11 protein-coding genes and 2 pseudogenes are annotated in these 11,643 nt (G+C 71.5%); 8 read left to right on the top strand and 5 right to left on the bottom strand.

Going from position 1 to position 11,643, the window contains the following annotated elements:
* Window positions 1-235: pseudogene (locus IH13_RS44650) on the bottom strand (DUF3558 domain-containing protein); the annotation flags it as partial.
* Between the two features lie 173 nt (window positions 236-408).
* Between IH13_RS44650 and IH13_RS0116225 the strand changes: the two are divergent.
* The gene (locus IH13_RS0116225; protein WP_031085040.1) at window positions 409-1,602 is read left to right on the top strand and encodes an RtcB family protein; all 1,194 of its coding nucleotides are present in this window, start codon (window positions 409-411) and stop codon (window positions 1,600-1,602) included.
* Window positions 1,603-1,650: 48 nt separating this feature from the next.
* On the opposite strand, the gene IH13_RS0116220 is transcribed toward IH13_RS0116225, so the two are convergent.
* The 3 genes from IH13_RS0116220 to IH13_RS0116210 all read right to left on the bottom strand — a co-directional run bounded on the left by IH13_RS0116220 (window position 1,651) and on the right by IH13_RS0116210 (window position 4,140).
* Window positions 1,651-2,409: an SDR family NAD(P)-dependent oxidoreductase gene (locus IH13_RS0116220; RefSeq protein WP_031085038.1), complete on the bottom strand. Its 759-nt coding sequence runs from the start codon at window positions 2,407-2,409 to the stop codon at window positions 1,651-1,653.
* 97 nt (window positions 2,410-2,506) lie between these two features.
* Window positions 2,507-3,256, bottom strand: coding sequence for a Mut7-C RNAse domain-containing protein (locus IH13_RS0116215; protein WP_031085037.1), 750 nt, complete (start codon window positions 3,254-3,256; stop codon window positions 2,507-2,509).
* Window positions 3,257-3,330: 74 nt separating this feature from the next.
* Window positions 3,331-4,140, bottom strand: coding sequence for a DUF6597 domain-containing transcriptional factor (locus IH13_RS0116210; RefSeq protein ID WP_031085035.1), 810 nt, complete (start codon window positions 4,138-4,140; stop codon window positions 3,331-3,333).
* Window positions 4,141-4,209: 69 nt separating this feature from the next.
* On the opposite strand from IH13_RS0116210, the gene IH13_RS0116205 reads away from it, so the two are divergent.
* Window positions 4,210-4,782: a TIGR03086 family metal-binding protein gene (locus tag IH13_RS0116205; RefSeq protein ID WP_031085033.1), complete on the top strand. Its 573-nt coding sequence runs from the start codon at window positions 4,210-4,212 to the stop codon at window positions 4,780-4,782.
* A gap of 207 nt (window positions 4,783-4,989) precedes the next feature.
* Here the strand turns inward: IH13_RS0116205 and IH13_RS0116200 are convergent, their stop codons facing one another.
* Window positions 4,990-5,742, bottom strand: coding sequence for an MgtC/SapB family protein (locus IH13_RS0116200; protein ID WP_031085031.1), 753 nt, complete (start codon window positions 5,740-5,742; stop codon window positions 4,990-4,992).
* Between the two features lie 955 nt (window positions 5,743-6,697).
* On the opposite strand from IH13_RS0116200, the gene IH13_RS0116195 reads away from it, so the two are divergent.
* From IH13_RS0116195 to IH13_RS0116170, 6 genes and pseudogenes are all read left to right on the top strand, one after another.
* Window positions 6,698-7,882 carry an ATP-binding protein gene (locus tag IH13_RS0116195; RefSeq protein ID WP_031085029.1) on the top strand — a complete coding sequence of 395 codons (1,185 nt, stop codon included), beginning with the start codon at window positions 6,698-6,700 and terminating at the stop codon, window positions 7,880-7,882.
* The gene (locus IH13_RS0116190; protein WP_199814691.1) at window positions 7,879-8,724 is read left to right on the top strand and encodes a roadblock/LC7 domain-containing protein; all 846 of its coding nucleotides are present in this window, start codon (window positions 7,879-7,881) and stop codon (window positions 8,722-8,724) included. Before IH13_RS0116195 ends, IH13_RS0116190 begins: the two co-directional genes overlap by 4 nt.
* Window positions 8,717-9,106: a DUF742 domain-containing protein gene (locus IH13_RS0116185; RefSeq protein WP_031085025.1), complete on the top strand. Its 390-nt coding sequence runs from the start codon at window positions 8,717-8,719 to the stop codon at window positions 9,104-9,106. Before IH13_RS0116190 ends, IH13_RS0116185 begins: the two co-directional genes overlap by 8 nt.
* A 3-nt stretch (window positions 9,107-9,109) precedes the next feature.
* Complete coding sequence (locus IH13_RS0116180; RefSeq protein WP_031085022.1) at window positions 9,110-9,670, top strand: GTP-binding protein; 561 nt, start codon at window positions 9,110-9,112, stop codon at window positions 9,668-9,670.
* A gap of 10 nt (window positions 9,671-9,680) precedes the next feature.
* Window positions 9,681-11,048, top strand: a complete 1,368-nt coding sequence (locus IH13_RS0116175) for a cytochrome P450 family protein (RefSeq protein ID WP_031085019.1) — start codon at window positions 9,681-9,683, stop codon at window positions 11,046-11,048.
* Window positions 11,049-11,143: 95 nt separating this feature from the next.
* A pseudogene (locus IH13_RS0116170) lies at window positions 11,144-11,643 on the top strand (cytochrome P450); the annotation flags it as partial.

The raw sequence follows: 11,643 nt of genomic DNA, 5'->3' as shown, positions 1-11,643 counted from the left end.
CCTCGGACAGGTCCGCGGCGCCGGGCAGCAGGTCCTTGAGGGTGGGGCGCGGCACCGCGCGGCAGGACTCGGGCAGGGTCCGGTACTTGCCGGGCGCCGCGGCCGTCACCGTGGGGCTGCCGGGCTTGCCGTCGGCGCCGGAACGGCCGGTGCCGGAGGAACGGCCGGTGCCGGAGTCGGCGCTGCAGCCGACGACGAGCGCTGCGAGGAGCGCGACGCCGGGTACGTACGCCATGTGTCGCACGGGACCGGGCTCCCTTCGGTACGGAAAACGAGTTGCCGCCGAACAGCGGCCGATGGAGACAATGTGTATCGCACGCGCCGCTGTGAATGCCGGTCGGCCGACCTGTATGCCGACCTTGGCACCGGTTTTGCGCTTTCAGAATTTTTCGGGGGAATCGAGGGGTTATGTCGTATGTAGAGGTGCCGGGCGCGAAGGTCCCCATCCGGATGTGGGCGGATCCGGCGTCCGTCGAGGACGTCGCGATGCGGCAGCTGCGGAACGTGGCGACCCTGCCGTGGATCAAGGGCCTCGCGGTCATGCCGGACGTCCACTACGGGAAGGGAGCCACCGTCGGCTCGGTCATCGCGATGCACGGGGCGGTCTGCCCGGCCGCGGTGGGCGTGGACATCGGCTGCGGGATGTCCGCGGTCAAGACCTCTCTGACGGCCGGTGACCTGCCGGGGGACCTGTCCCGGCTGCGTTCGAAGATCGAGCAGGCCATCCCGGTGGGACGCGGGATGCACGACGAGATGGTGGACCCGGGACGGCTGCCCGGCTTCCGGACCACCGGCTGGGACGACTTCTGGGCACGGTTCGACGGGGTCGCCGACGCGGTCAGATTCCGTCAGGACCGTGCGACGAAGCAGATGGGGACGCTCGGATCGGGCAACCACTTCATCGAGTTCTGTCTCGACGAGGCGGGTGCGGTCTGGCTGATGCTGCACTCCGGGTCCCGGAACATCGGCAAGGAGCTCGCGGACTTCCACATCGGCCAGGCCCAGAAGCTCCCGCACAACCAGGACCTCGTCGACCGTGACCTGGCGGTCTTCATCGCGGACACCCCGCAGATGGCGGCGTACCGCAACGACCTGTTCTGGGCACAGGAGTACGCGAAGTACAACCGCGCGATCATGATGGGGCTCTTCCAGGACGTCGTCCGCAAGGAGTTCAAGAAGGCGAAGGTCGTCTTCGACCCGGTCATCTCCTGCCACCACAACTACGTGGCGGAGGAGCGGTACGACGGCGTGGACCTGCTGGTCACGCGGAAGGGCGCGATCCGGGCCGGCTCCGGGGACTTCGGGATCATCCCGGGCTCCATGGGCACGGGTTCCTACATCGTGAAGGGCCTCGGCAACGCGAAGTCGTTCAACTCGGCCTCCCACGGTGCGGGCCGGCGGATGAGCCGGAACGCGGCGAAGCGGGCGTTCACCACGAAGGACCTGGAGAACCAGACGCGGGGCGTAGAGTGCCGCAAGGACTCCGGTGTGGTGGACGAGATCCCGGCCGCGTACAAGCCGATCGAGCAGGTCATCGACCAGCAGCGGGACCTGGTCGAGGTCGTGGCCAAGCTCAAGCAGGTCGTCTGCGTGAAGGGGTGAGGGGGGGGCCGGAGGGGCGCGGGGGGCTCCTCCGGCCGGCCGGGGCCCTCAGAGCGTGCGGTGGACCTTGGAGTTCGAGGCCTGGGCGCGCGGACGGACCACCAGCAGGTCGATGTTGACGTGGCTGGGCCGGGTGACGGCCCAGGTGATGGTGTCGGCCACGTCGTCGGCGGTGAGCGGGGCGTCGACGCCCGCGTAGACCTTGGCCGCCTTCTCGGTGTCGCCCCGGAAGCGGGTGGTGGCGAACTCCTCGGTCCTGACCATGCCGGGCGCCACCTCGATGACCCGGACCGGGGTGCCCACGATCTCCAGACGCAGGGTCTCGGCCAGCACGTGCTCGCCGTGCTTGGCCGCGACGTAACCGCCGCCGCCCTCGTACGAAGCGAGCGCGGCCGTCGAGGAGAGCACCACGATCGTGCCGTCCCCGCTCGCCGTCAGGGCGGGCAGCAGCGCCTGGGTGACGTTGAGGGTGCCGATGACGTTCGTCTCGTACATCTGACGCCAGTCGGCGGGGTCACCGGTCGCCACGGGGTCCGCGCCCAGCGCGCCGCCCGCGTTGTTGACGAGGACGGCCAGTGAACGGAACGCGGTGGCGAACTCGTCGACCGCGGCCCGGTCGGTGACGTCCAGGGCGTAGGCGGTGGCCTGGTGGCCCGCCTCGGTGATCTCGGCGGCGAGGGCCTCGATGCGGTCCTCGCGGCGGGCGGTCAGCACGACGCGGTATCCGGCGGCGGCCAGTTGCCGGGCGGTCGCGGCACCGATACCGCTGCTCGCACCGGTGACGACGGCGATGGGGGTGGCGGCCATGGCGAACTCCTCGGACAGCTGATCGGTACGCGCCCAGGATAGGCAGGCCGGCCCGGGGCGCGGAGGCCGTCGGACGGCCGCCCGGCCGGCGCCGCCCTCAGCCGGCCGGTGACCCGCTGTCGAGGCCGCCGAACTCGCGCACCGCGTCCGCGACCACGGCCTCCAGATGGGTGTGGTGGGCGCCCCGCCAGTACACCCGCCCGCAGGCCGTGCACCGGGCGAACACGTCGTACGACGCCTGCGTGCCCTGCTCCAGATCGGCCCGCACCGCGTCCTTGTCGGCCTCGGCGAGCTCCCCGTTGCAGGCGGTGCAGCGGGTCCACGGGGCGAGCACGGGCGCGAACCGGCCCAGCACGTCGCGCAGCTGCTCCGCGGGGCGGTCGCTGTAGACGTACGCCCCGGCCCAGATCTCGCGGCGCCTGAGCAGCCCCCGGTCCCGGGAGAGCAGCACGCGCCGCTCCCGCGCGGACAGCGCCGCCAGCGCCGGGTCGCCGATGTCCTCGCTCTCGTACGCCGCGTCCACGCCCAGCAGGCGCAGCCTGCGGGCCAGCGTGCCCAGGTGGACGTCGAGCAGGAAGCGCAGGGGGGCGCCGGGGACCCGCTGCGGCCGCTCGACGGCCCGCACCTCGACCCGTTCACCGGGCCCCGGGACGTGTGGGGCGGGCACCGTCCGGCCGTCGACGACCAGCGCCCCCACCTCGGTGAGGGGGATACCGAGGGACTCCACGACGTGTCCCAGGCTCGACGAGCCGTCGGTGACCACGGCGGTGCTGCCGCGGCGGCGTTCATGGGCGACGAAGAGCCGCAGCTCCGGGGCCACTTCCACGTCGATCTCAGGTCCGTTCACCTGGTCAGGATGCCATCGGGCGGCCGGGGCGGCGAAGGGTTTCCGGAGTGGTGGGCGGCCGGTGCCCCGGGTGGTCACCCGTGGGACGCGAAGGCCGACGGCGGGGCGCCCACGGTCGCCGTGAAGTCCCTGACCAGGTGCGCCTGGTCGCTGTAGCCGAGATCGGCGGCCAGCGTGGCCCAGTCTGGTTCCGGGTCGGCCGCGGCCCGTTGCAGGGCCTCGTGGATGCGGTGGCGGAGGATGACCCACTTCGGCCCGACCCCCACGTACGTGGAGAAGAGCCGTTGCAGCGAGCGCGCCGAGAGCCCTCCGGCGCGGGCGAGCGCGTCGGCCCGAAGGAGGGTGCGGTCGGTGCGGGCCAGGCCGACGAGGGCCGTCGCCTGCACGGCCCTCGGGTCCGGCGGGGGCACGAGCGGCAGCAGATACGCGTCGAGGGCGGCGACGCGGGCGTCCTCGTCGCAGGGACCCAGCACCGGTCGGACCGGCGGCGCGGGCAGCACCTCGCCGGCCGGGACCTGGCGCCCGGTCCACGCCGAGACCGGCCACCGCGGGGCGAACGGCCGGAAGGCGCCGGGCCGGAACTTCACACCGCACACCCGCCCACGGCCCTCCAGGTGCCGGGTGAACAGTCCCCGCACGATGCCGAACACGTCGGCCCGCCCGGCCGGTCCTGCCTCCGACTCGTCCTGCTGGAAGACCAGGTGCACGGAGGGGTGCGGCACGACGTACGAGGTGTAGGGCTCGGGGAGGTCCCAGTCGATCAGCCAGTAGTGCTCCAGGTGCGGGCGCAGGCCCGGGGCGGGCTGCCGGGTGCGGAAGTGCACACGGGAGAGCAGGCCCGGGGCGTCGATGATGCCCCGGGTGTCGCGTCCGGGTCCGGCCATGGACGGGATCCTAAGGGGCTGTCGCGTTTCTTCAAGACGACCGGAGGCGCCGGGTGGATCGTAGGAGGTATGAACAAGATCAGTGAACTTCTGGACGCGGCCTCGGCCCGCACCTGCCCCGTCGTACGGGCCGTCCGTGACGAACAGCTGACCTGTCCCACACCGTGCAGCGAGTACGACGTACGGGCGCTGCTGAACCACCTCTTCCTCGTCGTCGCGAACTTCCAGGCGCTGGCCGCCCGTGAACCCGTGGAGTTCGGCGAGACCCCGGACGTCGTGACCGGGGACTGGCGAGGCAGGTTCGAGGAGGAGACGGCACGGCTGAGGGAGGCCTGGGACGCGCCGGGCGCGGAGGAGGGGTTGGTCGGAGGGATGGGGCTGCCCGCCAGGACGGTGGGGTTGATGGTGCTGGGGGACCTGGCCGTGCACGGCTGGGACCTGGCGCGGGCGACCGGCCAGGACGTCACGGCGGACCCGGTGGTGACCGACGAACTGGAGTCGCAGTTCGCGCAGATGGCGCCGAGGGCCCGCGAGATGAAGGTGTTCGGAGATCCGTTCCCCGTACCGCCCGGGGCCACCCCCTTCGAGCGGCTGCTGGCCCTGACCGGCCGTGATCCGGGCTGGCACCCGCCGCGCGGATGAGGTGAGGCCCGGGCGGGGCCGGCCCGGCGCGGGCGGCACGGCACCGGTCCCGCGTCCGGCCCCCGCACGGGCGCCGGCCGGTGTCCCCGGCTGCGCCGGATCAGGCTCCGGGCCGGCGTCCGTACGGCCCGTCATCGGCTCCGCGCCGGGCGCCTCGGCACGTCGCTCCCGCCACGCCGTGGTCCGCGGCCCGGGGGCACGGCCGTGTCACTCGTCGGCCAGATCGCTCCTGCTGCAGGCCAGTACGCCGGGGGTGCGGGCGAGTTTCGCGGTCAGGGCGTCCACATCGCCGCGCCCCTGGATGCTGAGCGCGATCTCCACGGTCCCTTCGGCCGGGTGTTCCGCCTCCCGCCGGCGTCGGCGGAACATCCCCGTCCCGTCGGCCGTCAAGGTGGTCAGCTCCGAGATGGCGAACCCGGCGCCGGTGCAGTGGTTGACCAGCTCCCGCAAGGTGCCCATCCCCTCCGTGTAGGTGATCCGGTACCCGATGGAGGCGTTGCGGAGGGCCGGAAGCATGTGGGCGAGCGGTCGGACGCCGTAGGAGACCAGGAAGTACGCGAGGGTGGCCAGCGCCGCGAGGACGGGGAGACCGGCCCCGGCGGCCGCTCCGATCGCCGCGGTGAGCCAGATGGAGGCGGCCGTGGTCAGGCCCTGGACGGAACCCCGGTGGACGAAGATGACGCCCCCGCCGATGAAGCCGAGCCCGGAGACGATCTGCGCCGCCACCCGCGACGGGTCGAGCACCACCCGTCCCTCCAGCAGGACGTCGCTGAAGCCGTACTTGCTGACCAGGGTGAACAGGGCGGCCCCCAGCCCGACGATCGTGTACGTGCGCAGACCGGCGGCCTTCTGGCGGATCTCCCGTTCCAGCCCGATCGCGCAGGACAGCGCGAAGGCGATTCCGAACTGAGCGGCGTGTGTCCAGTTCTGCCCGAACGGTTCGTTGATGTCGAGTGCCACCGTCCCACCCCTCTCCGCCCCGTGTCGTCCGATGTAGTACGAGACAGTAGTAGTCGGCCATTGCGTCGGCGTGGTCCGTGAGCCACGCGGGTCGGCGGCCGGATTCGGTACCGGGCGTCCACCGCCGCCCGTGCCCCGGCTGCCGACCGTCGACCGGGCCCGTGGCGTGGGTACGGCACCCGGGGCCCGGCACCCGGCGCCCGCCACCCGTACCGCTCGGCACCGGCCCCGAGCGCACCCTTCCGGTGAAGCCCGTCGCCCGTCCCCGAACGGTGCCCGCGGGGACCGTTCGCGCGCCGGGGGCTCGTAGGTGCCGCGCGCTGGCCGACCTGTGCCTGTGGAACGTGCCGTCGGCACGGGTGGAAAGGCGGCGGCACCTGGAGTTTCCGGGACCCCGGAACCGCCCGGCACCGTGACGGCCCTGAGTGAACTGCCAGGAAAATGGCTTGAAATGATCGCCCCCAGCGATCGCCGGGTCAGCCTCCGGATCACCCTCACCGCCCCTGGCGGCGCATGGCCCACACGGCTAACTGGCGGCCTCCGCTTACCGCTTTCCTCCGCTCGCGGGGCGTCCGGATCTGGAAGGCCGGGCCCGACGGCGGCGCCATGACATGCGACGACGCGTCAGCTCGGTTCCGCCGGCGGTCCGATGGCGCTCCGCGAGCCGCCCGCGCGGCGCGGGACGATCGGCCGCGGCACCCCTGGAAGCGCTTGTCGCCGTTTTGTGTACAGCAGCCGCTTCGGCCCGCATATCGGGGCAGACTGACGGTTCGATCATAGGATGATCTGCGGTGATAGCATCCCCGCATCTGCGACCTTGATCCACTCGACCAGGCGCTGGTTTGAGGTCGGCCTGCTCAGCATGCAGCGGTCGAGCAGTTCCGAGCGGCTGTGTCGCGGATCCTCGCGAGGTGTATCCGCCGATGTCCGCATGCCACGCGCCGGGAAGGTTTCCATGATTCGAGACGCGCTCATATGGTGCCTGGTTGCGGTAGCGGCGCTAGCCGTCGCCGCAGCCGTGGTCCTCTTCGTCCGCAGCAGAGGGCTGGGCGAGAAGAAGCGTCGCTCCGAGGCCGCGCTGACTCAGCAGATGCACGCTGCCGAGAGTCAACTCGCTTACGCGCGCGCTGAGTTGCAGAAGCACCGCGACGAGTACGAGGGCACCATCCGAGAAGCCGAACAGGCCGCGGAGGAGAGCACCAAGGCGGTCCTCAAGGGGGCCGCCCGTTTCCTGCAGAGCCTCGCGGCGGAGCAGACCACGCTTCTGGACGACATCCAGCGCAAGTACGGCGGCCACCCCGTCCTCGCCGACCTGCTGGACGTGAACCACGCCAACGCCCAGATGGCGCGCAAGGCGCAGGGCATCGCGGTCATGTGCGGCGCCCCGCTCGGCCGCCGCAACAAGCCCGCCAGCGTCTACGACGTGGTGCGCAGCGCCCAGGGGCAGATCCGCAACTTCCACCGGGTCGAGATCATGCAGCAGGCCGGGCTCGCGCTCAAGGCCTCCGCGGTCGCGCCGGTGGCGCTGGCCGTGGCCGAACTGCTCGACAACGCCGCCAGTTTCTCCCAGCACGACGCGCCGATCGAGGTGACGTTCCAGCGGGTCCAGAGCAACCTCTGCATCGTCATCGACGACGCCGGCGTCAGCATGAGCGACGAGGACCGGCAGAGGGCGACCGCGCTGCTGTCCGGCGACCTCGTCCCCCAGCTGTCGCAGCTGGGCAACCAGCCGAAGTTCGGCTTCCCCGTCGTCGGACTGATCGCGCGTCAGTACGGGTTCAAGGTCGACGTCACCGGTGTCTCCCGGTACGGGGGCGTCCGGGCCGTCGTCCTGCTGCCAGAGGAGCTGTGGACCATGGAGGAGACACCGCCGCCGGTCGAGGAGGCTCCCGTCGCCAACATCCGGCGCGTCGAGGGCCGGTCGCAGAACACGGCGCGCACGATGCACGGCCTGCCGAAGCGCGGAGCGCGCCAGTCGCCCATCGCCAGTGTTCCCGACAGCCCGGCCGCCCGGTCGGCGCCCCGGCCGTCCGAGGAGCCGGGCCGTACGTCCGGCCGCGGCCTGGGTGCCTTCCAGCGCGGCACGCTGTCGGGCCGCAACCTCGACACCCCGTCGTTCGAAGGGTTCGAAGACGAATGACCGCAGATCTGTCGTGGATGCTCGAGGACATCGTGAGCAACGTGCCCCGTGCACGGCACGCCGTCCTGCTGTCCGCGGACGGCCTCCCCCGCGGAGCCGCGGAGGGCCTGGCCGAGAAGGACGTGCGGACCATCTCCGCCGCCATGGCCGGGATGCAGTCGCTCAGCCGCGCCACCGCCCACTTCGCCGGGCCGGCGGCCGACCGGCAGTGGAACCAGACGATCATCGAGTTCGCCCACGGGTGGATCTTCCTGATCGGGGCGGGGCAGGGCGCGTACCTGGCCGCCGCCGCGGCGCCCGACGTGGACATGCAGCAGATCTCCTTCCGTATGCACCGTCTCGTCGCCCGGCTGGGCAACAACCTCACGTCGCCGCCGAGAGTGAGCGCGCAGGAGGGGGCCGGGGCCGACGGCGCTTCCCCGGCCCGGCGGGAGGGCACGGGCGGGCCCGGATTCGTACTCCCCGACCTCGACCAGGTGATCGCCGAGGTCCGAGGCGCCCGGCACGCCGTGCTGCTCGGGTCCGACGGCCTGCCCCGCGGGGCGACCTCGGGGATGAGCCGGGACCTGGCGGACACCATCTCCGCCGCCATGACCGGGATCCACGCCTACAGCCGCGTCACGTCCCAGTTCGCCGGTGAGCGGGAGACCCCCCAGTGGCGGCAGACGGTCATGGAGTTCCAGCACGGCTGGACCTTCCTGATCGCGGCTGGTGACGGCGCGTTCCTGGCCGCCGCCGCCGAGCACGACTGCGACATCGAGGAGTTCACCACACGCCTGCACGAGGTGGTGCCCAAGCTGAGGGGCCCGGAGGCGCGGAGCAAGGAGGCCGGGGATGAGTGACGAGCCGGACCAGGACCTCGACCTTGAGCTGACCTCCCCCTTAGTCCCCCTCTTCGTGATCACCGGAGGACAGGCGCTGCCCCCGGACCACGAGTACGGGCACACCACCCTCGTGACCGCGGGGGAGGGTGCGTCGGCGGCCGCGCGTACGTTGTCGCCGGAGGCCCGGCAGGTCATGGACCTGGTCAGCGACGGCTTCCTGTCCGTGGCCGAGGTCGCGGGCCACACCCACCTGCCGCTGGGCATCGTGCGTATCCTCCTGGCGCAGATGGAGGGGAGCGGCCTCATCATCGTGAGGAAGCCCGTACCGCGCGCCGAACGTGCCGACCGTGAACTGCTCAGCGCAGTGCTGGACGGCTTGAAGACCAGATTCGGAGCGTGACCCGTGTACCTGGATCCAGACGTCTCCCAAGCGGTGAAGATCCTCATAGTGGGGCACTTCGGAGTCGGCAAGACCACCTGCATCGGCAGCATCTCCGAGATCGAGCCGCTGCAGACCGAGGAGGAGATCACCGAGGCCAGCGAGGGCTTCGACGACCTGTCGGGCACGCCGGACAAGAAGACCACCACGGTGGCGATGGACTTCGGCCGGCTGACCCTCAGCGACCAACTGGTCCTCTATCTCTTCGGGACGCCCGGGCAGGAGCGCTTCAAGGAGATGTGGGAGGAGCTCTCCCGGGGCGCGCTGGGCGCACTCGTCCTCGTCGCCCCGGAACGGCTGCACGAGAGTTTCCCCGTCCTCGACCTGGTCGAGAGCTTCGGGCTGACGTACGCCATCGGCGTCAACCGCTTCGACGGAACCACGGACTACCCGCTCGACGAGGTGCGGGAAGCGCTGAACCTCTCCGAGGAGACCCCCGTCGTGGCCTGTGACGTACGGGACGAGGCCTCGTCGGCGAACGCGCTCATCACTCTGGTGACGCACCTCATGACCCAACTCGGCTAGGAGCCCTGGCATGCAGCACTCATACGACACCCAGGGGATACCGCCCGGCTGCCCCGCGCACGGGAACGTCCAGCTCTTCGGTCCCGAGTTCGGCGCCGACCCCGAGGGCCACTACGCCCACCTGCGCGCCTCCGGGCCGAGTGCGCCCGTCGACATCGCACCGGACGTCGAGGTCGAGCTGGTCACCAGCTACGACGCGGCCCTGCACATCCTGCAGAACCCCGCCTCGTTCGTCCGCGACTCCCGTCGCTGGAACGCGCTGAACGAAGGGCGTGTCCCGGCGGACAGCCCGGCCCTGCCCATGATGGGCTACCGCCCCAACGCGCTGTTCAGCGACGGCGCTTCGCACGCCCGGCTGCGGCAGGCGGTCACCGACAGTCTGAACACCGTCAACGAGCTCCAGCTCGTCCGGCAGACCCAGCAGTCGGCCGACTACCTGATCAGCCGCTTCAGCTCCGATGTCCGGGGCCAGGCGGAGCTGATGGCCGACTACGCGCAGCCGCTGCCCCTGCTCGTCTTCAGTGATCTGTTCGGCTGCCCGCCGGAGGTCGGTGACCGGGTCATCGTCGGGATCAGCGGCATCTTCGACGGCACCCCCGGCGCGGACGAGACGCTGGGATCGGCGCTCGCGGAGCTGATCGCCCTCAAGCGGCGGCGCCCCGGCGCCGACCTGACGACGCGTCTGATGGAGCACCCGGCCCGGCTGAGCGACGAGGAGGTGCTGCACCAGCTGGTGACCCTGCTCTCCGGCGGTACCGCTCCCCTGACGGCCACCATCGGCACCAGCAGCGCGCTGTACCTCGGCGAGGAGTGGCAGACCGGCCTGCCGGTCGAGGACGCGGTCTCCCAGGCGCTCTGGAACTACGCGCCCATCGCCAACTACGCGGCCCACTACCCCACGCACGACGTGGAGCTGGGCGGCAGGACGGTCCGGGCCAACGACCCCATCCTGATCTCGTTCGCGGCCGCCAACACCGATCCCCGGCTGACCGAGCACCGCGAACAGCTCAGCGGCAAGGCGCATCTGGCCTTCGGAGCGGGCCCGCACGCCTGCCCCGCCAAGGACCCGGCGTTCATGATCGCGGCCACCGCCGTGGAGTCGCTGCTCAACCGGCTGCCCGACATCGAGATGCGCGTCTCCTTCAGGGCCCTCACCTGGGCCCCGACGCCGTGGAGCCGCTCGCTGATGACCCTTCCGGTCCGGTTCTCCCCGCGCGCGGTGGTCTCGGAGGGCTTCGAGACCGGGCCTTCCCAGGCCGTACGGAGCCCGCAGTCGGCCGCGCCCGCCGCGCAGCGGTCCGCGGCGCAGCCGGCCGCCGCACCGCTCCACAAGGGGGGCCTTTTCAGCCGCTTTTTGGCTTGGACGAGAGGGGAGTGACGCAAGTAACTCCAGTTAACTCGTGTGGTATTGGATGCTTAAACTACCTCGCGGGTATGCATGGCGCGCCTGATGCTCAGGAAGGAGCCATCACCATGGGAGTTTCCACCATCCCGTCGTCCGACCGCCGGGCCGCCGTCTCACTCTTTTCGCGGCTGCGAACGCCGAAGGGGCAAGCCGACCCGTTTCCGATCTACGCGGAACTCCGGTCGAGGGGCACCGTCAGCCCCGCACCCTGGGGCGGCTCCCTCGTCACCGGTTTCGACGTCTGCGACAGGGTGCTGCGCAGCCGCGACTGGCTGGAGCCCGACAAACGCTGGCGTGAGAAACAGGGGCCCGGCACCCGCTGGAACGCGCCCTCGTCGCGGGAGATGAGCAGCACCCTGCCCGCGCTCAACGCTCCGGAGCACACCCGGGTACGCCGGGCGGCCGGGGCGTTCGACCGGTCCACCATCGAGCGGCTCGGCCGTACGGTCGAGCGGGTGACCGACGGCCTCCTCGGCACGCTGGAGGAGCGACTCCGTTCCGGCGAGGCCGACTTCGTCACCACGGTCGGCGAGGAGCTGCCGGTCGCCACCATCGGGGACTGGCTCCG

The organism is Streptomyces sp. NRRL WC-3549 (assembly GCF_000721935.1).
Taxonomy (GTDB): Bacteria; Actinomycetota; Actinomycetes; order Streptomycetales; family Streptomycetaceae; genus Streptomyces.
Note: the sequence above shows the minus strand (reverse complement) of the source record. Positions and strands in the feature narration are given on the sequence as shown.

Coding starts and splice junctions, on each gene's coding strand:
- IH13_RS0116220 (WP_031085038.1), bottom strand. CDS start 2,409: ATGGCCGCCACCCCCATCGCCGTCGTCACCGGTGCGAGCAGCGGTATC.
- IH13_RS0116175 (WP_031085019.1), top strand. CDS start 9,681: ATGCAGCACTCATACGACACCCAGGGGATACCGCCCGGCTGCCCCGCG.
- IH13_RS0116205 (WP_031085033.1), top strand. CDS start 4,210: ATGAACAAGATCAGTGAACTTCTGGACGCGGCCTCGGCCCGCACCTGC.
- IH13_RS0116185 (WP_031085025.1), top strand. CDS start 8,717: ATGAGTGACGAGCCGGACCAGGACCTCGACCTTGAGCTGACCTCCCCC.
- IH13_RS0116210 (WP_031085035.1), bottom strand. CDS start 4,140: ATGGCCGGACCCGGACGCGACACCCGGGGCATCATCGACGCCCCGGGC.
- IH13_RS0116195 (WP_031085029.1), top strand. CDS start 6,698: ATGATTCGAGACGCGCTCATATGGTGCCTGGTTGCGGTAGCGGCGCTA.
- IH13_RS0116225 (WP_031085040.1), top strand. CDS start 409: ATGTCGTATGTAGAGGTGCCGGGCGCGAAGGTCCCCATCCGGATGTGG.
- IH13_RS0116190 (WP_199814691.1), top strand. CDS start 7,879: ATGACCGCAGATCTGTCGTGGATGCTCGAGGACATCGTGAGCAACGTG.